The organism is Pseudomonas sp. ATCC 13867 (genome assembly GCF_000349845.1).
In the GTDB taxonomy this organism is placed as follows: Bacteria; Pseudomonadota; Gammaproteobacteria; order Pseudomonadales; family Pseudomonadaceae; genus Pseudomonas.
Genome location: NC_020829.1, coordinates 5,005,712 through 5,029,447 on the forward strand (window position 1 = coordinate 5,005,712; position 23,736 = coordinate 5,029,447).

At 65.8% G+C, this 23,736-nt stretch carries 21 protein-coding genes; 1 reads left to right on the plus strand and 20 read right to left on the minus strand.

All coding sequences use genetic code 11. The features are described 5' to 3' along the window. Nucleotides 1-129 precede the first annotated feature (129 nt). The 4 genes from hldE to msbA form a co-directional block, all read right to left on the minus strand. Complete coding sequence (gene hldE / locus H681_RS22490; RefSeq protein ID WP_015479194.1) at nt 130-1,554, minus strand: bifunctional D-glycero-beta-D-manno-heptose-7-phosphate kinase/D-glycero-beta-D-manno-heptose 1-phosphate adenylyltransferase HldE; 1,425 nt, start codon at nt 1,552-1,554, stop codon at nt 130-132. Nucleotides 1,555-1,641: 87 nt separating this feature from the next. Continuing rightward, nucleotides 1,642-3,054, minus strand: coding sequence for a PIG-L deacetylase family protein (locus H681_RS22495; RefSeq protein ID WP_015479195.1), 1,413 nt, complete (start codon nt 3,052-3,054; stop codon nt 1,642-1,644). A 167-nt stretch (nt 3,055-3,221) separates the two neighbouring features. Continuing rightward, nucleotides 3,222-4,118, minus strand: coding sequence for a GNAT family N-acetyltransferase (locus H681_RS22500; RefSeq protein ID WP_015479196.1), 897 nt, complete (start codon nt 4,116-4,118; stop codon nt 3,222-3,224). 22 nt (nt 4,119-4,140) lie between these two features. Then, nucleotides 4,141-5,967, minus strand: coding sequence for a lipid A export permease/ATP-binding protein MsbA (gene msbA / locus H681_RS22505; RefSeq protein ID WP_015479197.1), 1,827 nt, complete (start codon nt 5,965-5,967; stop codon nt 4,141-4,143). 99 nt (nt 5,968-6,066) lie between these two features. Between msbA and H681_RS22510 the strand changes: the two genes are divergently transcribed. Continuing rightward, complete coding sequence (locus H681_RS22510) at nt 6,067-6,717, plus strand: lipopolysaccharide kinase InaA family protein (protein ID WP_015479198.1); 651 nt, start codon at nt 6,067-6,069, stop codon at nt 6,715-6,717. Here H681_RS22510 and H681_RS22515 read toward each other — a convergent pair. The 16 genes from H681_RS22515 to waaF form a co-directional block, all read right to left on the minus strand. Next, nucleotides 6,701-7,924, minus strand: coding sequence for an O-antigen ligase family protein (locus tag H681_RS22515; protein WP_236620498.1), 1,224 nt, complete (start codon nt 7,922-7,924; stop codon nt 6,701-6,703). The genes H681_RS22510 and H681_RS22515 overlap by 17 nt on opposite strands. A 15-nt stretch (nt 7,925-7,939) precedes the next feature. Further along, nucleotides 7,940-8,821, minus strand: coding sequence for a glycosyltransferase family 2 protein (locus tag H681_RS22520; RefSeq protein WP_015479200.1), 882 nt, complete (start codon nt 8,819-8,821; stop codon nt 7,940-7,942). Nucleotides 8,822-8,836: 15 nt separating this feature from the next. Next, nucleotides 8,837-9,793, minus strand: a complete 957-nt coding sequence (locus H681_RS22525; RefSeq protein WP_015479201.1) for a glycosyltransferase family protein — start codon at nt 9,791-9,793, stop codon at nt 8,837-8,839. Next, on the minus strand, nt 9,790-10,692 hold the full coding sequence (locus H681_RS22530; protein WP_041712220.1) for an LPS biosynthesis protein: 903 nt from the start codon (nt 10,690-10,692) through the stop codon (nt 9,790-9,792). Before H681_RS22530 ends, H681_RS22525 begins: the two co-directional genes overlap by 4 nt. Continuing rightward, a complete protein-coding gene (locus H681_RS22535) occupies nt 10,689-11,360 on the minus strand; it encodes an HAD family hydrolase (RefSeq protein WP_015479203.1) in 672 nt (223 codons plus the stop codon). Before H681_RS22535 ends, H681_RS22530 begins: the two co-directional genes overlap by 4 nt. After that, entirely contained in the window at nt 11,360-12,103 is a 744-nt protein-coding gene (locus H681_RS22540; protein WP_015479204.1) for a 3-deoxy-manno-octulosonate cytidylyltransferase, read from the minus strand. The genes H681_RS22535 and H681_RS22540 overlap by 1 nt, the downstream gene beginning before the upstream one ends. Nucleotides 12,104-12,110: 7 nt before the next feature. Then, a complete protein-coding gene (locus H681_RS22545; protein ID WP_015479205.1) occupies nt 12,111-13,709 on the minus strand; it encodes an aldolase catalytic domain-containing protein in 1,599 nt (532 codons plus the stop codon). A gap of 31 nt (nt 13,710-13,740) precedes the next feature. Beyond that, the gene (locus H681_RS22550) at nt 13,741-14,871 is read right to left on the minus strand and encodes a glycosyltransferase (protein ID WP_015479206.1); all 1,131 of its coding nucleotides are present in this window, start codon (nt 14,869-14,871) and stop codon (nt 13,741-13,743) included. Continuing rightward, nucleotides 14,855-16,612 (minus strand): carbamoyltransferase family protein, encoded by a 1,758-nt coding sequence (locus H681_RS22555; protein WP_015479207.1) that lies wholly within the window; start codon nt 16,610-16,612, stop codon nt 14,855-14,857. The genes H681_RS22550 and H681_RS22555 overlap by 17 nt, the downstream gene beginning before the upstream one ends. Nucleotides 16,613-16,617: 5 nt before the next feature. After that, nucleotides 16,618-18,105, minus strand: coding sequence for a lipopolysaccharide kinase InaA family protein (locus tag H681_RS22560; protein WP_015479208.1), 1,488 nt, complete (start codon nt 18,103-18,105; stop codon nt 16,618-16,620). Continuing rightward, complete coding sequence (locus H681_RS22565) at nt 18,102-18,857, minus strand: lipopolysaccharide kinase InaA family protein (RefSeq protein WP_015479209.1); 756 nt, start codon at nt 18,855-18,857, stop codon at nt 18,102-18,104. The genes H681_RS22560 and H681_RS22565 overlap by 4 nt, the downstream gene beginning before the upstream one ends. After that, nucleotides 18,854-19,588, minus strand: a complete 735-nt coding sequence (locus H681_RS22570; protein ID WP_015479210.1) for a lipopolysaccharide kinase InaA family protein — start codon at nt 19,586-19,588, stop codon at nt 18,854-18,856. The genes H681_RS22565 and H681_RS22570 overlap by 4 nt, the downstream gene beginning before the upstream one ends. Next, nucleotides 19,588-20,394 carry a lipopolysaccharide core heptose(I) kinase RfaP gene (rfaP, locus tag H681_RS22575; RefSeq protein ID WP_015479211.1) on the minus strand — a complete coding sequence of 269 codons (807 nt, stop codon included), beginning with the start codon at nt 20,392-20,394 and terminating at the stop codon, nt 19,588-19,590. The genes H681_RS22570 and rfaP overlap by 1 nt, the downstream gene beginning before the upstream one ends. A 115-nt stretch (nt 20,395-20,509) precedes the next feature. Further along, complete coding sequence (locus H681_RS22580; RefSeq protein WP_015479212.1) at nt 20,510-21,631, minus strand: glycosyltransferase family 4 protein; 1,122 nt, start codon at nt 21,629-21,631, stop codon at nt 20,510-20,512. Continuing rightward, complete coding sequence (waaC, locus tag H681_RS22585) at nt 21,628-22,701, minus strand: lipopolysaccharide heptosyltransferase I (RefSeq protein ID WP_015479213.1); 1,074 nt, start codon at nt 22,699-22,701, stop codon at nt 21,628-21,630. Before waaC ends, H681_RS22580 begins: the two co-directional genes overlap by 4 nt. Next, nucleotides 22,698-23,732, minus strand: coding sequence for a lipopolysaccharide heptosyltransferase II (waaF, locus tag H681_RS22590; RefSeq protein ID WP_015479214.1), 1,035 nt, complete (start codon nt 23,730-23,732; stop codon nt 22,698-22,700). Before waaF ends, waaC begins: the two co-directional genes overlap by 4 nt. Nucleotides 23,733-23,736 lie beyond the last annotated feature (4 nt).

Genomic DNA, 23,736 nt, shown 5'->3' on the forward strand with positions numbered 1-23,736 from the left:
CCCCAGCCCTCTCCCTCAGGGAGAGGGGGCAGATTGTGCCGGCTGACGTCATGGTTTCATCCTGCACCGAACGGTCCCCTCTCCCCCTGGGAGAGGGCTGGGGTGAGGGGAATCCGCAGGAACGAAGAGTCAGCCCTGGTGGCGGATCTTCTCGACGATGGCGGTGGTGGAGCTGTTTTCCACCAGGCCCAGCACGCGGACTTCGCCGCCGTAGGCCTTGACGATGTCAGCGCCAACCACCTGCTCGACGCCATAGTCACCGCCCTTCACCAGCACGTCCGGGCGGACTTCGCTGAGCAGGCGTTCGGGGGTGTCTTCGGCGAAGCTGACGACCCAGTCCACCGCGCCGAGGCCGGCGAGCACGGCCATGCGGCGGTCGACGCTGTTGATCGGGCGGCCCGGGCCTTTCAGGCGGGTCACCGAGCCGTCGTCGTTGACCCCGACGATCAGGCGGTCGCCCTGGGCGCGCGCCTGTTCCAGGTAGGTCACGTGGCCGGCGTGGAGGATGTCGAAGCAGCCGTTGGTGAAGACGATCTTCTCGCCGTGGGCGCGGGCGTCCTCGATGGCCAGCAGCAGCTGGTCTAGGCTCAGCACGCCACGCTCGGAGCCCTGCTCGCGCTGCACGGCGCGACGCAGTTCCGGGGCGCTGATGGCGGCGGTACCGAGCTTGCCGACGACGATGCCGGCGGCGAGGTTGGCCAGGGCCACAGCTTGCGGCAGGTCTTCACCGGCGGCGATCGCCCCGGCCAGGGTGGAAATCACCGTGTCGCCGGCGCCGGTGACGTCGAACACTTCGCGGGCGCGGGCCGGCAGGTGCAGGGCGTTGTGGCCGGGACGCAGCAGGGTCATGCCGTGCTCGCCACGGGTGACCAGCAGAGCGCCGAGTTCCAGCTCGGTCATCAGTTGCTGGCCCTTGGCGACCAGTTCGGCCTCATCAAGGCAGCGGCCGACGATGGCTTCGAATTCGGAGAGGTTCGGGGTGATCAGGCTGGCGCCACGGTAGATGGCGAAGTCCTTGCCCTTGGGATCGGCCAGCACCGGGATGCCGCGCTGGCGGGCGGCCTGGATCAGTTGCTGGTGGTTCTTCAGCGCGCCCTTGCCGTAGTCGGACAGCACCAGCACGCGGACCCGCTCCAGCAGTGCCTCGACGTCGGCGGACAGGGCCACGGCGTCGGTGCGGAAGGCTTCCTCGAAGTCCACGCGCAGCAGTTGCTGGTGGCGGCTCATGACCCGCAGCTTGACGATGGTCGGCTGGCCGGCGATACGCTGGAAGCGGGTGGTCACCCCGACGGCCTGCAGGCTGTCGCTCAGACTGTCGGCAGCTTCGTCGACACCGGTGACGCCGACCAGGAAGGCCGGGGCGCCGAGGGCGGCAAGGTTCAGCGCGACGTTGGCGGCGCCACCGGGGCGATCCTCATGCTGCTCGACCCGCACCACGGGCACCGGCGCCTCGGGCGAGATGCGCGAGGTCGCGCCGTGCCAGTAGCGGTCGAGCATCACGTCGCCTACCACCAGCACGGGGGCCTGATCGAATCGGGGCATGGTCAATTTCATGGGAACTCCGCAGGTCGAAATCGCCGCGGATAATACCATAGCCGCCCAGTGCGACTTGCGCCGGGCACCGAGCGGTCACGGCAATCTCTACGGGACTTTGCGCACCCAGAACAGCTCGTGGCGACGCACTGCCTTGCGGAAGAATTCGTCGTCGCCGGTGACCGGCCACTGACGCCCGGCGAGCACGCGCTGGATCAGCCGGCGCAGGCGTTTCTTGCCGGACAGCGGGGTCTGCAGGTCGTGCTGCAGGGCCAGGGCCTGGGCCTTGTCGATGCGGGTCGCGGCATCCAGCACCGGGCTCCACAGCGGGTCGGCCGGCAATGCCTCGATACAGGGTGGCAGGGCGATGCCGCCATCGGCCGGGCCCATCGGCCAGCGGTCGTTGTCGTGCAGGTGGTTGGCGTAGAGCAGCAGGGTTTGCGGCTTCCAGCTGCTGTGTGCGATGGCCTCCAGCGTTGCGCGGGTGGCGTGGACATGGTCGGCGTGGGGGTCCAGTTCCGGGTGGGCGGTGAGGATCACCTCCGGACGGATGTGCTCGATCAGGGTGGTCAGGTCAGCCACCAGGTTGAGCCAGGTCGCTGCGCCGTCGCGATCGCCGGGCAACGGCAGCGGGTTGAAGCCGCGTACGCTGCGGATATCGCTTTCGCCGGACTCGCGCGAAGCAAAGGCCTGACTCGGCTCGGCGGCCATCGCCGGCAATTGCAGGCAGTAGTAGCCCAGTTGCACGCAGCGCTCGGCCGGTACTCCGCCCCAGAGCGGCGCGGCGAGGCTGTCCCAGGTGCGCAGACGGCCCTTCAGGCGAGCGGCGGCGGCCTTGTCCAGGCCCAGGCGCTGGTAGTGTTCGGCCTCGATCTCGCCCTGAGTCAGGGTGACGATCCAGGCATCACGGCAACGACTGTACTGGCCGAAGGCGGCCAGCTCGGCGTCATCGGCGTGGGGCGCGACGATCAGCAGGCGCTGCTGCGCGTAGTCCGGGTTGCGGAAGGCGTGCAACACGCCTTGCCGCGCCAGCCGGCAATGACGGCTACGAATGCGCAGGCAACCGCTACGCAGGGCTTCACCCTGGCCGGACAGGTTGATGTAGCGCTTGCCGCTGACACCGCGCTCGAAGTCCTGGCGGTCCTCCTCGACGCCCGCGATCAGTACCTGCGGGTCGAGCCAGCGTCCCAGCAGCGAGGCCTTGACCTCGATTTCCAGCACCAGGGTTTCCTCGTTCTCCGGCAGCGCGCCTTCGGCGACGTGCAGGCCATGCGCGCCAAGGGACACCGGCAGGGCAATGGAACCCGCGGGGAAGTCATAGCGATAGTCGTCGCGTGGCGAGTAGAACAGGTGGTCGGCGAACCAGGCCTCGTGGGCCACCCAGCCGAGGACCACGGCCAGCGGCAGGCTCCACCAGGGCACGAAGATGCCGAGCAGGACCAGCGCCAGCAAGGCGATGAGCAGGACCGCGCGCTTCTTGCGGCGGTGCTGTTTGAGCAGGTGCTGTTTGCGGGCGCTCATGGTCGATCTCCGTTAGAGCCAATCGCGGACGGAGTCCGCTCCTGCGCACAGACCAAGACGCCGTGCGCGAACTGTAGGAGCGAGCTTGCTCGCGAACAACCTCCGCAGCGGGATTGGTTCGCGAGCAAGAACTGGGCGTCCCCCTCGCTCCTACGAAGAGCCTGAAGTCAGACCTGGAACACCGGCACGCGGTGGCACCAGCGATCCTTGTATTCACGGTCGGCGCGACCAAAGGAGTAGCGCAGCGGCTTGCCCAGCGCTTCGGCCTCGGCCCAGGCTTCCTGCGTATTGACGAAGCTGAGCACGCTGCCGGGGCTGAACTCGCGGTTCTCCGGGGCCACGCCGCCGTTGATGTATTCGACGCTGATCCACTTTGGCGCTTCGGCCCGGTAGAGAATCTGGATCGCCACCGGCTCGCCGTCCAGGCGCACCAGGGAACCGCGCATGAATTCGCGCATCAGGGTGAAGACTTCCGTCAGGCGCGCCTTGCCCGGCACTTCGAACTCCCAGCGGCGCTGGAACAGGTCGGCATAGATGCGCGCCTGCTCCTCGGGGCTCAGCTCGCTCATGGGCTGCAGCACGCCGCCCGCCTCTTCCAGCAGGCGCTGCTCGCGGCGCTGGTTGTAGCGGAATTTCTTCGAGAAGTCGGCCGGCGCGCGGTTCATCGCCAGTTGCTCGGGCTGCTCGCGGGCGTCGCTGACCTGCTCGCGGTTCAGTTCGGAGAGGTAGCGCACCTTGTGCCGCAGCTCGATGCGGGCGCCCTCGGCGATGGGCAGGATGATCTCGGCGTTGCCCAGGTCGAACAGGGCCTTCTTGCCCTCGCGCTTGAGCACGTCCTTGGACAGCGCCAGGTTATGTCCCCAGGTCGGCATGGCAGCGCGCAGCTCATCGCCCTCGAACCAGCCGAGGTAGCGCACCGGAATGCCGGCCAGGCCGGCCAGGCGTTCGACCACGTCCGGGTGGGTGGCGACGCTGCCGCCGAAGGTCTGCCAGGCGGCGGCATAGTCAGCCGCCGCGATGGGCGTCCAGCCACGTTCGCGGAAAAGGCGCAGGCGGTTCAGCATGTCGGGACGTTCCGCACAGGCCTCATACCGACTGCTCGGCGTGGGATGCGGCCTCGGCCGGGTCGTCGGCGAACTGCCGTGCGTGCAGGCGAGCGTAGTAGCCGTTCTGGGCGATCAGCTCGTCGTGGCTGCCACGCTCGACGATGTGGCCCTGGTCCATCACCAGGATCAGGTCCGCCGCCTCGATGGTGCTCAGGCGGTGGGCGATGACCAGGGTGGTGCGGCCTTCCATCACCTTCTCCAGGGCCGCCTGAATGTGCCGCTCGGACTCGGTATCCAGCGCCGAGGTGGCCTCGTCGAGGATCAGTACCGGGGCGTCCTTGAGCAGCGCGCGGGCAATCGCCAGGCGCTGGCGCTGGCCGCCGGAGAGCATCACGCCGTTCTCGCCGACCTCGGTCTCGAAGCCTTCGGGCAGACGATCGATGAATTCGCGGGCGAAGGCATCATCAGCCGCCTTCTCCACCGCCTCGCGCGGTTTGCTGGCGAGATCGCCATAGGCGATGTTGTTCAGCACGCTGTCGTTGAACAGGTTGACCTGCTGGGTCACCAGCGAGATGTGCTTGCGCAGGTTGCTCAGCTTGTAGTCTTCGACGTCCACGCCATCGAGCAGGATCTGCCCGTCGCTGTGGTCGTAGAAGCGCGGGATCAGGTTGGCCAGGGTCGACTTGCCGCTGCCGGAGCGGCCGACCAGCGCCACCATCTGGCCCGGCTCGACGCTGAAATTCAGGTCCTTGAGCACCTGTTTCCCGGTGCCCGGGTAGGTGAAGCTGAGGTTCTTCACGTCCAGCCGGCCGTTCACCCGCTCGCGCTCGACGGTGCCGTTGTCCACCTCGGGCTTCTCGTCGAGCTGCTCGAAGATGCTTTCAGCGCCCGCCACGCCCTTCTGGATGGTCGAGCTGACTTCGGAGAGCTGGCGGATCGGCTTGGGCAGCAGGCCGGCCATTGAGATGTACGCCACCAGGTCGCCGACGGTGGCGTCGCCGCGCAGCAGCAGCACCAGGTACAGCAGCACCGCCATCGCGCTGTAGATCACCAATTGCAGCATCGGCGTGTAGATCGCCGAGGTCTTGTTCATGCGCAGGTTCTTGTTGGTGTTTTCGCTGCTGACGTGCAGGAAGCGGGCCCGCTCGTAGGGTTCGCCGCCGAAGCTGCGGACCACGCGGTAGCCCTGGATGGTCTCGGAGGACACATGGGTGACATCGCCCATCGCCACCTGGATCTTCTTGCTCTGCTTGCGGAACTTGCGGCTGGCGCTGGTCACCATCAGCGCGATGACCGGCAGGATCGCCAGCATCACCAGGGTGAGTTTCCAGTTCATGTACAGCAGCGAAATGAACAGGAAGACCACGGTCATGCCTTCGCGGATCACCACCTTGATCGCATCGGTGGCGGCACCGGTGACCATCGTCACGTTGAAGGTGATGCGCGAGATCAGGTGGCCGGAGTTGTTACTGTCGAAATAGCGGTTGGGCAGGGTCAGCAGGTTGTTGAACAGCGCAATACGCAGATCATGTACCAGCCCCAGGGAAACCTTGGCGATGAAGTAGTTGCCGAGGAACGAACCGATCCCCTGCCAGACCGCGATCAGCACCACCAGCAGCGGCACGGCATACAGCAGCGACAGGTCGCGCAGCCAGGGCCACGGCGCACTGGGGAACAGCTTGGCGTCCGGATGGGCCAGGCCGTCGACGAAATACTTGAGGATGCCCGCCAGCATCGGCTGGGTCGCCGCGAAGATCAGGAAGCCGATGATGCTGAGCAGGAACATCCCGATGTACGGGCGCACATAGGAGAGCAGTCGGAGGTAGATCTTCAGGCTCGAAGGTGCCTGGGGTTCTTTACCGGACATGTAGGAGTCGCACGCTTAAAAGGTCGGCGATTATAACACAGCGCTCTCGTTTACCCGGCGGCTGGGCTACTATAGCCGGCTCTCGAACAGGACCTCGTTATGCAAGACCTCGCCCTCCCCGCCTACGAATCGCTGCGCGCTGGCGCCCAGGTGCTGGAAGCCGACAAACACGGCGACAAGGTCCTGCGACTGGCCGATGGCAACTTCCTGAAACTGTTTCGTCGCAAGCGGCTGATTTCCTCGGCGGCGTTCTATCCGTATGCCCAGCGCTTTGCCGATAACACCGAGACACTGCAACGCCTGGCAGTCCCCTGTCCAAAGATCATCGCGGTCTATCGCATTCCCGAAATCGCCCGCGATGCGGTGCACTATCGGCCACTGCCGGGCGACACCCTGCGCCAGGTCATCGCCGCCGGCGAGGGTGATGTGCGACTGGCGGCCCAGTTGGGCACGCTGATCGCTGAGCTGCACGACCAGGGCGTGTACTTCCGCTCATTGCACCTGGGCAATGTGGTGAAAACGCCCCAAGGCACGCTCGGCCTGATCGATGTGGCGGACATGAAGAAACAGCGCCGTGCTCTGTCCCGTCCGCAGCGCAAGCGCAACTTCGCCCATATGCTGCGCTACGCCAACGATCGTCGCTGGCTGCTGGAAGGCAACACCGACAGCCTGTCGCAGGCCTACCTCGCACGCAGCCAGGTACGCTGGAGCTTGCCGGAACTCAAGCGGATCCTCAGTTCGGCTCCATGACCGCCGGCCGCACCTGCGGCCAGCGCTCCAGGCACAGACCCAGCAGGATGACGCCCCAGGGCATCAGCCACATGGCGCGCGTGCGCTCCCAGAGGCTGAAGACATCGAACTGCATGGCCACGCTGGAGAACACCCAGAGCAGCATCACCGACACCCCCAGCGCCCGCGCCCGGCATCGCCAGGCGTGGAGACCGATCATCCCCCACAGCAGCAGGAAGACCAACAGCGCCGGTACGCCATACTGGAGGGCGGTATGTACCAGGAAATTATGCGCCCCGTTGCGGAAGCTAATGCGGCCAATGAGCACCGAATAGTCACCCCCCAAACCAACCCCCGCCCAGAAGTGCTCCTGAATCAACGGCCAGGCACTGCGCAGCAGTTCAAAGCGATGGGCATCGCCCCGCGCTATCAGTTCTGGCTTGACGACGAACAGGGTCGCACCGCCCAGCAGCAGCAAGAGTGGCAGCAACTTGGCGACCCGACCGGGCACCAGGATCAGGCTGAAGATCGCCGTGACCATCAGGGCCAGCAGGGCGCCCCGGCTACCGCACAGTGCCACGTAGGCCAGCGAGGCAGCCAGCAGGATGATCCAGGGTAGTTGTCGCCAACCCCGGCGCGGCAACAGCGGCACGCACATCACGGTGACGAAGGCGATCGAATAGGCCGCCGCATTGGGGTTGTCGAGGAACCCGCCAAAACCGTTCAGCCGCCCGCCACCGTACTCCGGGGTCAGTATCAGGGCGGCAATGCTGTAGAGACCGCTCACCAGCGCCAGCGAGAGCATGGCCAGGCGCAGCCGCCGCTCATCCGCGCGCCCCCAGAGCACCCAGCCCAGAATGAGCAGCATGAACAGGGCCACGCGCTTGAGCACGCCCAGCGGATGCCCGCCGCTCTTGGCCCAGAGCAGCGACAGGACCGCCCAGCCAAACAGCGCCAGCAGCAGCCACATTTCCTTGTGGGTCCGGAACAGATGCCCGATTTCCTGCCGGCGGGAGATGCACAGCCACAGGGCGGGCAGGTAGACGAACAGCAGGACCATATTGAAATAGAACTTCATGGTCGGCGTCAGCATCACGCCGCCAATGCTCCACAGCACCCCGACCCCGAGCATCGCCTCGGCGATCCTGCTACCCAGCCGCTGGCTGGTTCCGGTCGGAGTCCGACGCGGGCACCAGCCCCCCCATGCGTGCGCAATCACATCCTTCATCGGTAAAACGTCTTCCTAGCCGAACTTGAACAGCAAATGGCGAATCCGCCGTAAGGTGACACGGTTCCAGCGCCAGGGCGGCAGCCGCAGCAGCAGCGACCAGGCATAGCGCTTTTCACTGAGCACGGATTGCTTGAGCGCCTTGTTGACGATGCAGGTCATGCCCGCGGCATAGGCCGGATGGTCGCGGTAGGGGGCAACGGCCATGCGGTCGTATTCGAGCTGACCCTTGTAGGCCGTCTTCGACAGGTTGCCCTCGTGGCGACGGTAACCGCTGACCACCTCCGGCAGCACTTCGACCCGATAGCCCAGATAGGCGATCTTCAGGGTCATCTGGAAATCCTGGATACGAATCCGCGGGTCATAGCGGCCGACCCGCTCGATGGCCTCGCGGCGATACATCGCCACCGTGGCACCCACGGCAATGGCATGTCCCAGCAGCTCAGCGAAGTCGTAACCGCGAACCATCTGGCCCCGCTTACCCTTCAGCACCTTGCCATTGGCATCGATGTAGACAGCCCGCCCCCCCAGGCAACCGACCTCGGGATGCTCCCGCATGTAGCTCGCCTGCAGCATCAGGCGCCCCGGCATCATGATGTCATCGGAGTCCGGCGTCGCCACCAGCTCGCCACGGGCATGAATCAAGGCGGTATTGAGCGCGGCACTGACACCCTGGTTGGCCTGTCGATAGAACTGGAATCCATGACGCTGCTGCAGGGCCTGGATTTTCTCGACGCTGGCGTCCTGCGAACCGTCATCCACCACGATCAACTCGAAGTTCGGATAGTCCTGCTCGAGAATGCTCAGCAGTGTCTCTTCGATGTAGCATTCGCGGTTGTAACAAGGCACCAGCACGGAAATCAGCGGGTACTCCACAGCCCCGTCGGCAACGGCCATTGGACTGGACACGGTTCAGACTCCCAGGGCCAGGCGCAGGCGTTCCAGCATCCCCGGCTGCGGCCGCTCGCGCAGAGGCGGCGTCATGGCCTGGACGATCCGGGCGCCAATCTGCCCGAAGCCGAAGCCCTCCTGCGCCAGCGTCCGCCCCGCTTCGGCGATCCGCGCCACCTGTTGCGGGTCTTCTCGAAGCATCTGCAGCTTGCTGCGCAGCTGAGCGACATCGCGGTACAGCACCACGTTGTGCATATCCTGCAAGCCGAGCGCGCGGGTCTCCGCCTCACCCTGGTCGTAGGCCAGGAGCACACAGCCGCAGGCCATAGCCTCGAAATTCTTGATCATGTACTCCTCCATGCCGACATCCGCGCTGACGAAGAAGCGAATGCGGTTGAGGGTATTCAGGTAGTCCTCCCCCGAGTTGGTCTTGGTGACCAACAGGTTCTCTACCTTGCCCAGCTCATCCAGCAGCGCCTTGCGGCCGCTGTAGGCGACGCTACCGGTACTGCCGACGAAGGCCAGCTCGATATCTCGCTCCCGGCCCAGGTCATGCAGCAGGTTCTGGTCGTAGCCCTTGGGCACGAAGACCGCGTCGAAGCCTTCCTGGCGCAGGCGTTCGCTGACCATGAAGCCGGAACTGATCACTCGCGCCCAGGGCAGACGGCGGTAATGCGCGCTGAACTTCCCGGTGTACTTGCAGGGGATGTAGTTCTGGTAGGCATCGTGCTCGAGAATCACCAGGTTCGGCACGCTGCGGATGAAGGAGGCCTGGCGCATTTCCTTCTTGAAGCGCAGGAAGAACAGGATACGGTCGTACTTCGAGACATCCACGTGCTCACGGAAATACCGGCGCAGGTTGGCCTGCTCGTCGCTGGTCAGCCAGCGCAGGTCGCACTCGCAATGCTCGGCGATGCCGTCATACAGGCGATCGAGGATGGCGCGTTGTTCTTTCTGGACCAGGAACAGGACCTTCATACCGGCTTGCCCACCTCTGGAGACAATGGTTGCGATGCCGCCGAGGTCATCAGTTCATGGACCTGAGCAAGGCTGACCTTGGGGATCAACTCGCCAGGGAGGCGGCTCTCGCGGGAAAGATTGAACACCTGGAAGCCGGAGTCGATGACCTGCCGCGCCAGCAGGTTGAAATTCGGCAGGATGTGCCCGTCGAAATCGTCGTCCAGACGGCTCTTAACCTGGGTACCGGTAGGATCATAGAACTGCCCGAGTGACGAATTCATATCCACGCCCACCAAGAACGCCTTGTCGAAGCCCAGGTAGTACGCCAGCTGGATGGCGACGTAGGCGATGGTGCGAGCGGAGAAGTAGCCCCGACCGAAGTTCCGGCTGAAACCCAGCCGGTTGGCGGCCTGGCTCAGCAAGGACCAGTTCATGACGAAATCCGGGTCCTTCCGGGCCGACCAGGCGAAGGCGCGGTCGGAACGCTGGGGCACATCCACCCATCGATTGACCCGTTCCATCAGCAGAAGGTTCTCCGCCAGCAGCGCCTGCGGCTCCTTTGCGTACAACCGTTTCATGGCCTCCATCCCCAGCGCCGCCCATTGCGACAGATGAATGCCACTGGCAACGGCGGTGCTTTTCTTTTCGGCCACGCCGGCATCGTCGCAAAGGTAGAAGAACGGGCGCACGCCCTCCTGCTCGAAGCGGGCAATGGAGCCATTCATCGCGATCATTGGCACATGGGCGTAATCCTTCAGGGGAAACTCAGCCACCGAAGGTCCCGAGGCGATGATGAAGACTGCCCCGCCACGACTGCTGCGCAGCCCCGGCCAGGACGGCAGACGGCGCGCCTGCCCGCCAGGCAGGTGCAAGGTACGCTCGCCGGAAGGCCCTGCCTCCAGGGTCACAGCCGTCATGGGGTTCCTTCGCTGCCGAGCAATGCCTGGATATCGCGGCGCACCGCGACAGGCTTGTCGGCGAAGAAAACGGCCGCGTGGTGGAACTCGCTCCAACCGTCAAGGAAGACGAAATCCAGCCCGGCCTCATGGGCACACAGGTAATCGAAGCGGCTGTCTCCCAGGAACAGGGACGGACCGGTGATATTGCCGCTGGCCAGTTCGCGGGCGAGGATGCTGTCCTTCGGTGTCGGGCTGCCGAAAATGCCACCATCGAACAGGCCGTCCAGACCGCGGACGGAGAACACGTCGCGCAGCTCGGCTTCATCACCCCCCGAAACGATCAGCCAGCGGCTCTCCGGCAGTTGCGCCCGCAACGCCTGCAGGCCCGGCGCCACCGCGCAGTCCAGCAACCCCTGGCGCACGGCGGCGGCATACCGTTCGAGAAGTCCGGGAAGCAATGCCTGGGCATCCGCCGCCCCCGCGATGTCCCGCAGGAAGTACTCGAACTTGCGGTAACGGGATATGCCGCCATTGGCCTGGTGATAATCGACAAAGGCCTGCGCCGCGTCAGCGCCGAACGGCAACGCGACCTCGTGGAACGCCCGCGTCTTCACCGCATTGGAGTCCAGCACGACGCCATCGCAATCGAACACCAGGCAGCGGTAGTCGGCGAGATCCCGCAGCATCACAGCCCCCGCGCCCGAATGGCTGCCTCGGCCGTCTCGACGTCTTCGGGGTTGTCCACGGCGATGGAGTCCTGCGACAGCTCGAGCATCCGGACTTCCCAGCCCAGTTCCAGGAAACGCAGGATCTCGATGTCCTCCAGACTTTCCAGCGGCGTCTTGCTCGTGCAGGCGGCAAAGGCTTCGAGCGCGGCACGCGGAAAGGCGTACAGGCAGACCTGGCGCCAGGCCTTGACGAACTCGTCCGCCTTGGTACCGGGAATGGTCGCACGGGACATGTAGAGCAGACGGCCATCGGGACGCATGACCACCTTGGGCGTGCTCGTACTGCGGAACTGAGGTTCCTGCTCGATGGCGCAGAATCCGTTGAGCACCTCGCCCGGCCACTGGCCGCAGGCCTCGATCACGCGCAGCAGATCGTCCGGATTGAAGACCGGCTCGTCGCCCTGCACGTTGATGAACACGTCCGCCGCCAGTTGCTGCGCGCATTCGGCGAGTCGGTCGGTACCGGTCAGGCAGTCCCCGGAAGTCATCAGCACGGCGATGGAATGCGCCTCGCATACCTGGCGAATCCGCTCATCGTCGGTCGCGACGTAGATCCGCTCGGCCGGACAGGCCTTCAGGCATTGTCGATAGGTGCGCACGATCATCGGCACGCCATCCAGCTCCACCAGCGGCTTGCCCGGCAAACGGCTGGACTGGTAGCGAGCAGGAATGATCACGGCGTAATCGGGCTGAACGGACATAGATGACTCAAAGGGCATAAATGGAAGAACAGGGAACCTGGTAGCGGGTCGGTGTTACCGCAAGTAGTTCGGGCACCGCGTGCTGGGCCTGATAAGCCTCCAGTACATCGTTGACCTCGACATTGCGCGGGTCCTCGCCGGGATAGCCGTCGAACCCCGCCAACAGGACCCGCCGGGCCCTGCCGCTGGCCGCGACCGCCAGGGCATAGGCCGCCACCAGCGACGTCGGCAATGTACAGTGCCGGGCCTGGAAACCAAAGCCCTGCCTGTCGATGGACAAACCAAAGTCCAGAAGCGCTTTGCCCTTCAAGGAATTCAACACATCCTCGGGCAACATGCTCGCCGGTGTGATCAGCGGCTGCGGTAACTGCACGTGTTCGGCGCCATCGGCCATCAACCGTAGCGGATGGCAGGCCGCCCGCAGGTGGATCAGCTCCGGTGAGATGTCGGTCTGCGTATTGAGCGCCAGCACCACGGGGTCGGCCTTGCGGATGTAATGCTCGATCGCATCGCGATGCCTGACCACGCCGGTCCCGCTGCCGAGCAGCAGTACCTCCCGGTCGGCCAGCCATTCCTGCGGGGCCCACTCTCCCCGAGGAGCACCGTGGTAGAAGTGCCGCGATGCCTCAAGGGTGTCCGGGTTGTACTTCTTGCCACCGCTGGTGCGCAACGCCTGGATCGCGACCAGCAGGTCCGAATCGCTGTAACGCGAGTCGGCCAGCATTTCCTGGACGTAGGTGGGGTGAATGCCATGCATTCCCGCCAGGTAGTAATACGGATTGGTGCCCCAGCCGTAGCGCTGCTGCATCGGCTGGAAGCGCCTCGAAACCAGTTGCAGGAGCGCCGAGAGATTGCGCTTGCCGTGCTGCATGGCGAGGTATTCGATGCGCGCATTGCCCGGGCCGCGCCCCATGCCCAGCACGGTGCCGTCGACCCAGGTCGCGCCAGCGGCGATGGCCTCGAGTGTGTTGGCATGGGCCAGCGCGCGATTATCATGCGCGTGGATCCCCAGCGGACCGTCCCATTCACGACGCAGCAGGGCGATGATCGCGCGTACGTCGACGGGCGACAGGCTGCCCATGCTGTCGGCGAAATAGAGCACGTCCAGCCCGAACTGCTGCGCCGATGCCGCCAATCGCAGGATGGTTTCGTCGGACTGTTCGGCGATCTGCATCAGGTTGATGCCGACCCGGTAACCCTGCTGCTTCAACCAGCGGCAAGCGGGCAATACCGCTTCGAACTCATGGGCATGGCTGGCAATGCGCACCAGGTCGACCGGGGACCCCTGCGCACAGGCAAACAGAAGCGCCACAGCGGCAAGCGGCCCTTCGGCATGCTGGACCAGCTCACTGGCATTGACCATCACGCCATAGCAGACACCCGGCACCAGCGGCAGGCTGGCGAGAAAGGCATCGCTGCTGTAGGCGTATCCGCCGCGGAAACCGTGACGGGGAAACCCTCGCAGGCCCAACTCGACATAGTCGATACCCGCGCTGGCAACAGCCTGCAGGTACTCGCGAACCAGATCCGCGTCGAAGTCCCAGTTGTTGTAGTAACCGCCGTCCCGCAATGTGCAATCCAGCAGGAAGACTTTCGAATCGCTCACGTCATATCCCTCCAACGCGATAAGGCGACGGTCAACGCCCGGCAATGAGCGCCTTCACCAGCGGCAGGCTCCAGAACTCCCGGCGCACGGCGTCATCGGAGAAGCGCGTCTGCAGGCGCTGCGCCATCTGCTGCGCGCACGCCTCGCGCTGGCCACGGTCGAGCGCCGCCATGTGTCCCAGGCCTTCGGCCAGGGCTTTCTCGTCGCGCAGCGGGAACAGGATGCCAACGCCTTCGACCACTTCGCCGGCGCCGCCGCCCGCGGTTGCGATCAGCGGCACACCGGCGGCCATCGCTTCCAGCAGGACCATGCCGAAGGGCTCGTGATCGGAGCTCAGGGCGAACACGTCGAACGCCTTGAAATAGCGCTTGGCATCGGGAACCTGGCCAAGGAACAGCACGCGTTCGGCGATGCCCAGTTCACGGGCCAGGTCCTTGAGGTCTTCCTCCAGGCGGCCCTTGCCGAGGACCGCCAGCAGGCTGTTGTGCGGCAAGCGCGGCAGGGCCTGGGCGAAACCGCGCAGCAGGGTGGCCTGGTCCTTGTCCGGGTGCAGGCGGCCGACGTTGCCGACCACCCAGGCGTTGTCCGCCAGCCCCAGGTGCTGGCGCGCCGGGTAGCGGTCGACCTGCTCGGCCTGCAATGCGTCGACGTCGATACGGTTGTACAGCGTCTCGATACGCTCCTGCGGCCAGGCCGGCAGGCAGGCGCGGATTTCGTCGCGCACCGCGTTGGAGACGCCCAGCAGGCTCAGACGCTCGGCGAAGATGCGCGCGAACAGCTTGCGCCCCAGGCGCTGGAAATCGCCGAAACCGTGGTGCACGCCAATGATCGGCAGTTTCGTTCCGAGCATGGCGATCCAGGTCGGCTTGAAGCGGTGCGCGATGCAGAAGCGGAAGTCGCGGGAGCGGGCGATCTCGCGCAGGTCGCGGATCGCCTTGAGCTTCAGCCCGCGGATATCCCGCGAGCTGTAGTCGAGGAACAGCACCTCGTCGCTGGCGCAGCCGGAAGCTACTTCGACATCGGGCGCCCCGGTGAGGAACACCGTGGTGACCCGGTAGCCGGTGCCGGCGAACAGGCTGGCGTACTGACGGGCGCAGTCGAGGAACGGCCCGTCATAGCCGTGGCAGAACTGCAGGACGCGCGGTTCAGCCGAGCGAGTCATAGGCCGCCGCGCCATCCTTGACCACCAGGATGTCCTGCATGATCAGGTATTGCAGGTCCGAGCCGTAGAACATGTTCAGGGCGTCGGTCGGCGAGCAGATCATCGGCTCGCCACGGCGGTTCAGCGAGGTGTTGAGCGCCACGCCGTTGCCGGTGAGCTTCTCCAGCTCCTTCATCATGTCGTAGTAGCGCGGGTTGAACTCGCGCTTGAGCACCTGGGCGCGGGAGGTGCCGTCTTCATGCACGACTTCCGGCACGCGGGTCTTCCACTCTTCGTTGACCTCGAAGGTGAAGGTCATGAACGGCGCCGGATGGTCGATCTTGAACATCTGCGGGCCGACGGTATCCAGCATCGACGGGCAGAAGGGCCTCCAGCGCTCGCGGAACTTGATCTGCGCGTTGATGCGGTCGGCGACGCCGGGAACGCTCGGGCAGCCGATGATCGAGCGGCCGCCGAGGGCGCGCGGGCCGAACTCCATGCGGCCCTGGAACCAGGCCACCGGGTTGCCGTCCACCAGCACCTTGGCGATCAGTTCGGGCACATTGTCGATCTTGCGCCAGGCCGGCTTGGCCTCGTGGCGGGCGCAGGCGGCGATGACGTCTTCGTTGCTGTATTCCGGACCGAGGTAGACGTGCTCCATCTTCTCGACCGGCACGCCGCGCTCCCAGGATACATAGGCCGCCGCGCCGACCGCGGTGCCGGCGTCGCTGGACGCGGGCTGCACGTACAGCTCCTTGACCTCGGGACGGGCGATGATCTTCTGGTTGAGCTTGACGTTCAGCGCGCAACCGCCGGCAAAGGCGACCTTGCCGGTCTCGCGGATGATGTCGCCCAGGTAGTAATCCATCATCTCCAGCGCCAGCTTCTCGAACAGCGCCTGGATGCTGGCGGCATAGTGGATGTAGGGATCGTCGGCGATGTCGCCTTCGCGCTTCGGACCGAGCCACTCGATCAGCTTGGGCGAGAAGTAGTAGCCCTTGCCCTTTTCCTTGTAGCGACGGAAGCCGATGACGTTGGCGTAGTCGGTGTTGATGATCAGCTCGCCATTCTCGAACTTGGCGAGACGGGAGAAATCGTACTTGCTGGCGTCACCGTAGGGCGCCATGCCCATGACCTTGAACTCGCCATCGAGCATGTCGAAGCCGAGGTATTCGGTGATCGCGCCGTACAGGCCGCCCAGGGAGTCCGGATCGTAGAACTCCTTGATCTTGTGGATCTTGCCGTTCTCGCCGTAGCCGAAGAAGGTGGTGGCGTACTCGCCCTTGCCGTCGATCCCGAGGATCGCCGTCTTCTCCTTGAAGCCCGAGCAGTGGTAGGCGCTGGAGGCGTGGGCCAGGTGGTGCTCGACCGGCTGGATCTTGGTCTTCTTCAGGTCGAAGCCGAGCTGCTGCAGGCACCACTGGATGCGCTTGTAGTAGCGGTGGTAACGGCGGTTGCCGAGCAGGATGGCGTCCAGCGCGCGGTCCGGCGCGTAGGCGTAGCGCTTGGCGTAGTGCCAGCGGGCCTTGTCGAAGATGCTGATGGGGGCGAAGGGAATGGCCACCACGTCAACGTCCGACGGCTTGATCCCGGCCTGCTCCAGGCAGAACTTGGCCGACTCGTAGGGCATGCGGTTCTTCGCGTGCTTGTCGCGGACGAAGCGCTCTTCTTCGACGGCCGCGACCAGCTTGCCGTCGATGTACAGGGCGGCGGAAGGGTCATGGCTTACGGCGCCGGACAGGCCGAGGATGGTCAATGCCACAGGGTCTAGCCTCTTTCATCTGGGCGGGTGCCAGGCACCCGCGGTAAACGTTCGTCGAGCAGCTGGTGCAGTGCGCTGCCCTCTGGCCAGTTGCGCAGGAAGCGCGCACGGTCACGGGCATAGGCGCGGGCGAAGCTCGCTTCTCGCGAGTGACGCTGCATGGCATCGAGGTCGATCAAGGACCACTGCCCGCCTTCGCCCTGCTCCTGCCAGAACAGGTTGTGCCCCTTGAGGTCGCCGTGGCTGATGCGTTCGCGCACCAGCGCCGCGAACAGTCTGTCCAGGGCTGCAAGGTCTGTTTCCGGCGGCAGGCCGCCCCCCTCCGGTTGGTCCAGGTAGGGTTTGAAACGGGCGATTATATCCTGACCCGCCAGGTAATCGGTAATCAGGAAGGCCGGGCCGCGCAACCACAGCCAGCGGCGCTCGATGACCGCCAATGGCTTGGGTGTGGCGATGCCGAGGAAGTCCAGGCGATTGCCCTCGCGCCACGAGGCCCAGGCGCGGCTGGGGCGCCAGAAGCGCTTGAACCAGTGCAGCAGGTTCTTGATGTTGTAGCGCTTGATGACTAGCGGGCGGCCATTGAGCTCGACGCGAGCGACAGTCGCGGCGCCGCCGGTCTTGTAGACATGTCCGCGATCTATGTAGGAATCCGGATCGTCCAGCAGCGGCTGCAGGCCCTCCTCTTCCTCGCGACGCACCGCGCGCAGGCCGAACGGCCCCTTGAATACGCTGAACAGGCTGCAGTCGCGGGCGATCTTCTTCATCAGGTCGCCGACGCGCCAGCGTCGAACCCTGGCGATTTCCTTCTGCAAAGCCTCCAGCGGCAGCGCGTGTTCGCCGTTGGCCAGTAGATAGTGGATCAGCAGCTCTTCCAGATACGGATCGAGACTGGCTGGCAACTGGGCGAAGAACACCCCGAGATTTTCCAGCACGTGCTTGCGCGACAGCGGCTGGCCGGGGGTTTCCGCGCGAATGCCGGCGCCGTCGATCAGGTACAGCGTGCCGGCGTGGCGCAGCAGGTTGTCCAGGTGCAGGTCCTCCTGCCACAGGCCCTTGGCGTGCATCCGGGCGATGGCGGTGAGGGCCTCGGCGATGACGGCGGCCTGCCCGTCGGACAGCAGCGGTTCGCCTTCCACGGCGCGCCAGGCGTCCCAGAGACTCCGGGCATCGTCGAGGAACTCGAAGAGCAGCCAGCCACCCTCGCCGTCCTTCAGGCCGTCGGCCAGCAGCGCCGGCGTGGTCAGCCCCTGCTCGGCGAGCAGCCGCACGCCTTCGCGCTCACGCTGGAAGTGCCGCGCGGCCCTGCCGCCGACCAGCAGCTTGGCCAGCACCGGACGTCCGCGCCAATTGGCCGCACCGACGTAGCGCTGGCCGGGCAATACGCGCAACAGGCTGTCCAGGCGCAGCTCAGCGCTGCCGGCGCCGTCCTCCAGCTCGACACGCAGCGGCAGCGCGGGTGTGCGACCGGCGTCACGCAAGGCGGACAACCTCATGCGCGGCCTTCCTTCTTCTTGCGGCGGGCACCCAGGCGGCGGTACCAGTCATCCACCTCCGGCCCACTGGCCGAGGTGCCCAGATAGGCCGCCAGCAGGTTGCGCACGTCGGTCTCGTTCCAGTCCGGCGCGCGGCGCAGCAGTGGCTCGAGGTCGCGCACGCGGTCGCGCTGGCCGAACCACAGCGGGCGGGTCTTCTCCAGGTCGATCAGGGTCGCTTCGAAGGCATCGTCGGTTTCGCGCAGAAAGATGTGCTTGGGGTAGAAGCAGCCGTGCATCTGCCCGGCTTCGTGCAGGCGGCGGGCGAGCATGCCGCAGGCGCGCAGGATAGCCTGGCGCCGCTCCGACGCCAGCTTCGGCCAGCCTTGCAGGAAGCTGTCCAGGTCGCGCCAGCCCTCCAGCGCGCGGGTCATCAGGATCGCCCGGCGCTCGCCGCCGACCTGCCGCGCGCCAAAGAAGGCCGCCTGCATCGACGGAATGCCGAGCTGGTGATAGCGCTGGATGTTGCGGAACTCGCGACTGAACGTCGGCTCGCCCAGCGGCCGTGTCAGGCTGCGGGTCAGGTGATTGCTCTGGCGCTTGAGGTAGTAGGCGGTGCCGTCCAGCTCGACGCGGTAGACGCTGCTCCAGCCGCCACGCTCGGTGTTGGGTTCGTCGACAGCTTCCAGTTGCAGGTTCCACAAGGCGTCGAAATCGGCCAGGGCGTTGCGTTCGAGCAGCGCCTGGTCATCGCTGGCAATGAAATCCTTCACTCGCGTCCCTCGAAGAAATGGACGATCTGCCGGACACGCTTCTTGTCCGAGGCGTTCAGTCGTTCGCGGCGCCGGTACAGCAGGTAGAACTGCAGGCGCTGCGTGTAGGAAAGGTGGTATTTGGCGACCTTGTCGAGGGTCGCCAGGTCCTTGGTGATGCGGTAGCGCAGCATGAAGCTGACCCAGAAATCACCGATCGGGCAATCGATGAAATACACCGTGCCCTCCCCGTCCACCAGGATGTTGCGCCACTTCAGGTCGTTGTGGGTAAAGTGCCGGTCGTGCATGGTCCGCGTGTAGCTGGCCAACTGGCGCATGACGTGCTCGACCCAGGCGCGATCCTTCAGGCGCGGATCGTCCTGCTTGGCCAGGGCATGCAGGTCCTCGGTGCCGACCAGCTCGCGGGTGATGATCGCGCCACGGGAGAAGCCGCCGTTGACGCGCTCCAGGCCGTAGGCCACCACCTGGGCGGTCGGGATGCCCCACTTGGCGAACTGCTTGAGGTTCTGCCATTCGGCCTTCACCCGCGGGCGCGGCAGATAGCGGCGAAAGCCCTTGCCCGGCTTGCGGTAGCGTTTGACGTAATAGCGCACGCCATCGCGCTCGACGCGGATCACATCGGACATCGCGTCCTTGGTGATGCGCTCGCCGTCCAGCGAGAACACGGCATCCAGGCTGCCGAAATCGGCGGCCAGATGCAGGTAGTCGGCTTCGAGTACCCAGCCGGCCATCAGAGCAGGTCTCCATAACGTTGCTTGCGGTCGTACAGCTTGGCCGCCTTGCGTTCCATCCACGCCAGCAGCGCGGCCTCGTCGCGGAGGATGTCACGCAGATTCTTACCGAAGTAATCACGCAGGAAGCGCAGCTTGTCGCGGTGCGTCAGACCGATGTCCAGCGCGGAGAAATACAGCGCCGCCAGATCCTTGTTGCGCCAGCGGCGCGGCGTGGCGGCGCGGGTCTGAGCACGGTGCAGGTCGATCACCGACAGGCGCAGGTCGTCGGCGCTGATCGGGCGATCGGTGTGCAGCAGGAAGTGGCAGATATAGCAGTCGCGGTGGTTGACCCCGGCACGGTGCATGGTGCCGACCATCTTCGCCACTTCGGCGATCAGCGCGCGCTTGAGGCGTGGCTCGGGTGGCGCTTTCAGCCAGTCGAGAGAAAAGACTTCGAGGTCGGTGGTCGGCGCCAGTTCCTCGGTGATGATGAAGGAGTGCTGCATGGCCGGATTGCCGCCGCGCTCGCCGTAGGCCACCGCGGTCATGGTCGCCACGCCGGCCTGGTGCAGGCGCTCCAGGGCGCGCTGCTCCTGGCCGGCGCCGAGCACGGGGAGTTTGGCGCTGCACAGGTTCTTGACGATCTCGCCCCAGCCGATGCCACGGTGGATCTTGACGAAATAGCCGCGACCTTCGACTTCGGTGCGCAGCGTACGGCGGCCTTCCAGCTCGCGGTAGACCTTGCCCTGCAGGCGCTCGACCTCGACGAAGGGGTCCTTGCCGGCCCACAGGCTTTTGAAGGGTTCACGCAAATCAAGCTTCACTGCGCGTCCTCTTTTGTAGGAGCGAGGGGGACGCCATCGTCATTGCTCGCGAACGGATTGGTACCGAGCATGGGGCGGTTCGCGAGCAAGCTCGCTCCTACGAGAGCAAAAGCGTTCATGCGCGCTCCCGCAGGATCAGGTCGGCGGCGTGCTGCGGCATGCTGTAGAGGTCGGCGGTATCGGCGAAGGCCAGGCCGTTGCGCGACCATTCGGCGCGCGCGGCGTCGTCTTCCAGCATGTCCTTGAGCAGATCGTTGAAACGCTCCTGTTCGAAGGGCGACGGCACCACCCGACCGGCCCTGGCCTCGGCGATGTAATGGGCGTAGCCGCAGACATCGGTAACCAGCACCGGCAACCCCGCCACCACGGCCTCCAGCAGCACGGTGCCGGTGTTCTCGTTGTAGGCCGGGTGGATCAGCAGGTCGGCGCCGAGCAGGAAGCGCGGAATGTCGCTGCGGCCCTTGAGAATCTGCACATTGTCCGACAGGCCCAGCGCCTTCACCTGCAGCAGGAACGGCTTGGGGTCGTCCTGGCCGATGGCGATCAGGCGGGTGCGCTTGCGCAGGCTGCGCGGCAGCGCGGCCAGCGCCTTGAGACTGCGGTCCAGGCCCTTGGTCTTGAAGCCGGAGCCGATCTGCACCAGCAGCAGGTCATCGTCGGCCAGCTTGAATTCGCGGCGGAACTCGGCGCGGATTTCGGCCGCGTTGGCCGGGGCGCGCCGGTCCTGGGCGATGCCCGGCGGCAGCAGGTGGAAGCGCGCCTCCGGGGTGCGGTAGTGCTTGATGAACAGCGGCTGCTGGACTTCGGAGATCATCAGGATCTCGGTCTTGGACTCCGGCGCGAACACCGCGCGCTCGTAGTCGGCGAAGTGCTTGTAGCGGCCCCAGCGACGGTAGAAGGCGTTGCGCAGGGTCTGCGCCTTGTCCTCGAAGCAGCCATCGGCGGCGTAGTACAGATCCAGGCCCGGCATCTTGTTGAAGCCGATCACCCGATCCACCGGCGAACGCGCGAGATCGGCGGCCAGCCAGGCGCTGAATTTCTCGTTGCGGCGATGGTTGAACAGCGACTTCACCGGCGCCACGCGCACGTCGAAGCCGGGCGGCACCTCGCCCTCCCAGATCGGCGTGTAGACGCGGATGGCGTGGCCGCGCAGCTGGCACTCCAGGGCGATGCGCATGAAGTCGCGCTGCAACCCGCCGAACGGGAAATATTTATACAGGACGAAAGCCAGGGTCATCGCAGCGTCTCCGGAGCCAGCAGCAGTGCCTCCAGCTGGGTCGCCACGCGCTGGGGGTTCAGGCGCGTGAAGCACAGAGGCTGTTCATGCCGCAGGTCGAACTGGCGCTTGTCTTCGGCCGTCGGCTGGTAGGTGCAGGTCTTCTGCAGGCAGGGCGCACACGAGGGCCAGTCGCTGGCCAGGTGCACCTGCGAACGCCCGTAGGCGCCGGTCAGGCCCGGATTGGTCGGACCGAACAGCGAGAGGGTCGGCACGTCCAGGGCGGCGGCCAGGTGTCCGAGTCCGGTGTCGACCGCCACGCAGGCGGAAGCGCCGGCCAGTACCTTGGCCATGCCTGCGAGGCTTAATCTGGGGAGCACCGAAGCGTTTTCCAAGCCCTCGGCCAGTCGCTCGGCGCGCTGGCGCTCGGCGTCGTTGCCCCAGGGCAGGCGCACCGACCAGCCGCGCTCGCCCATGCGCTGGGCCAGTTCGCGCCAATAGACCTCGGGCCAGTGCTTGGTCACCCAGGTGGTGCCATGCAGGAACACCAGGTAGGGCTCGCTCTCCGTCGAATCCAGCAGGCGGCTGCGGTCCAGGCCGTAGTCGCCGGTACCGGCGGGCAGCGGGTAGTCCAGCGCCTGGGCGAACAGCTGGCGCACGCGCTCGACGGCGTGCTGGCCCCAGGAGACCGGGTAAGTGCGACGGTAGAAGCGGCTGGCGGCCGGCTCGCGGGCGGACTCGCGGTCCAGCCCGGCAACCGGCGTGCGACGGCGTACGTAGCGGGTCAGCCAGGCGCTCTTGAGCAGCCCCTGGGCATCGATCACCAGGTCGTAGTCGACTTCCTTCAGGCGTCGCTTGAAACGGCTCCACTCGCCGCTCTTGAGGGTCTGCCAGAGATTCTTGCGCCAGCGTCGGATCGCCACCGGGATCACCTGGGCCACCGCCGGATGCCAGGCGGGAATCTCGGCGAAGCCCTCCTCGACCACCCAGTCGAACTGGATGCCGGGAATGGCGCGGGCGGCGTCGGTAAGTGCCGGCAGGGTATGGATGACGTCGCCCAGGGACGACGTTTTGATCAGCAGGACCCTCATTCCACGTCGACCGGATCCGCGACCAGACGGTCGAGTGCGGCCAGCACCGGCTGCGGCTGCAGCTCGCGCAGGCAGTTGTAGTGGCCGAAGCGGCACACGCGGTCGAAGCAGGGGCTGCAGTCCAGGCCGAGGCGGACGATTTCCACGTGCTCGGCCAGGGGCGGGGTGAACTGCGGCGATGTGGAGCCGTAGACCGCCACCAACGGGCGGTTCAGCGCGGCGGCCACGTGCATCAGGCCGGAATCGTTGGTGACCACGGCGCCGGCGCAGGACATCAGGTCGATGGCCTCGGCCAGGGCGGTTTCGCCGGCCAGATTCACCGACTCCTCGCGCAAGCCGGGGATCAGCCGCGAGCGGATGTCCTCGCCACCGGGATGGTCGTTCTTCGAGCCGAAGATCCAGACCTGCCAGCCGGCGCGGATCTTGGCCTCGGCGACCTTGGCATAGTACTCGGCCGGCCAGCGCTTGGCCTCGCCGAACTCGGCGCCGGGGCACAGCGCCAGCACCGGGCGGTCCAGGCTCAGGCCGAACTTGGCCAGCGTGGCATCGCGGCTCTGCGGATCGATGGACAGGCGCGGTTGTGGATAAGGCTGCGGCAGCTCGGCGCCGGGCTCATAGGCCAGCGCCATGAAACGCTCGATCATCAGCGGGTAGCGCTCTTTATCCAGCACGCGAATGTCGTTGAGCAGGCCATAGCGCATCTCGCCTTTCCAGCCGGTGCGCGTGGGGATACCGGCGAAGTACGGCACCAGCGCCGACTTCAGCGAGTTCGGCAGCAGAATGGCCTGGTCGTATTGCCCCTTGAGGGATTTGCCGATGCGCCGGCGCGCGGCGATATCCAGCACGCCGTGGCCGAGCGGGAAGCTCAGGGCCTGGCGCACTTGCGGCATGCGTTCGAGGATCGGCCGGCTCCAGTCGGGCGCCAGCACGTCGATCACACAGTCGGGATGGCGCTGCTTCAGGCAGTGGAACAGCGTCTGCGCCATCACCATGTCGCCCACCCAGGAGGGGCCTACGATCAGAATTCTCATGCGT

Bases quoted from the DNA above. Each gene is read 5' to 3' on its own strand.
- hldE (WP_015479194.1), bottom strand. From the start codon at position 1,554: ATGAAATTGACCATGCCCCGATTCGATCAGGCCCCCGTGCTGGTGGTA.
- H681_RS22510 (WP_015479198.1), top strand. From the start codon at position 6,067: ATGCAAGACCTCGCCCTCCCCGCCTACGAATCGCTGCGCGCTGGCGCC.
- H681_RS22550 (WP_015479206.1), bottom strand. From the start codon at position 14,871: ATGACTCGCTCGGCTGAACCGCGCGTCCTGCAGTTCTGCCACGGCTAT.
- H681_RS22520 (WP_015479200.1), bottom strand. From the start codon at position 8,821: ATGGCCGTTGCCGACGGGGCTGTGGAGTACCCGCTGATTTCCGTGCTG.
- H681_RS22580 (WP_015479212.1), bottom strand. From the start codon at position 21,631: ATGACCCTGGCTTTCGTCCTGTATAAATATTTCCCGTTCGGCGGGTTG.
- H681_RS22515 (WP_236620498.1), bottom strand. From the start codon at position 7,924: ATGAAGGATGTGATTGCGCACGCATGGGGGGGCTGGTGCCCGCGTCGG.
- H681_RS22495 (WP_015479195.1), bottom strand. From the start codon at position 3,054: ATGAGCGCCCGCAAACAGCACCTGCTCAAACAGCACCGCCGCAAGAAG.
- H681_RS22560 (WP_015479208.1), bottom strand. From the start codon at position 18,105: ATGAGGTTGTCCGCCTTGCGTGACGCCGGTCGCACACCCGCGCTGCCG.
- H681_RS22535 (WP_015479203.1), bottom strand. From the start codon at position 11,360: ATGCTGCGGGATCTCGCCGACTACCGCTGCCTGGTGTTCGATTGCGAT.
- H681_RS22525 (WP_015479201.1), bottom strand. From the start codon at position 9,793: ATGAAGGTCCTGTTCCTGGTCCAGAAAGAACAACGCGCCATCCTCGAT.
- H681_RS22530 (WP_041712220.1), bottom strand. From the start codon at position 10,692: ATGACGGCTGTGACCCTGGAGGCAGGGCCTTCCGGCGAGCGTACCTTG.
- H681_RS22570 (WP_015479210.1), bottom strand. From the start codon at position 19,588: ATGGCCGGCTGGGTACTCGAAGCCGACTACCTGCATCTGGCCGCCGAT.
- waaC (WP_015479213.1), bottom strand. From the start codon at position 22,701: ATGAGGGTCCTGCTGATCAAAACGTCGTCCCTGGGCGACGTCATCCAT.
- H681_RS22540 (WP_015479204.1), bottom strand. From the start codon at position 12,103: ATGTCCGTTCAGCCCGATTACGCCGTGATCATTCCTGCTCGCTACCAG.
- msbA (WP_015479197.1), bottom strand. From the start codon at position 5,967: ATGTCCGGTAAAGAACCCCAGGCACCTTCGAGCCTGAAGATCTACCTC.
- H681_RS22500 (WP_015479196.1), bottom strand. From the start codon at position 4,118: ATGCTGAACCGCCTGCGCCTTTTCCGCGAACGTGGCTGGACGCCCATC.
- waaF (WP_015479214.1), bottom strand. From the start codon at position 23,732: ATGAGAATTCTGATCGTAGGCCCCTCCTGGGTGGGCGACATGGTGATG.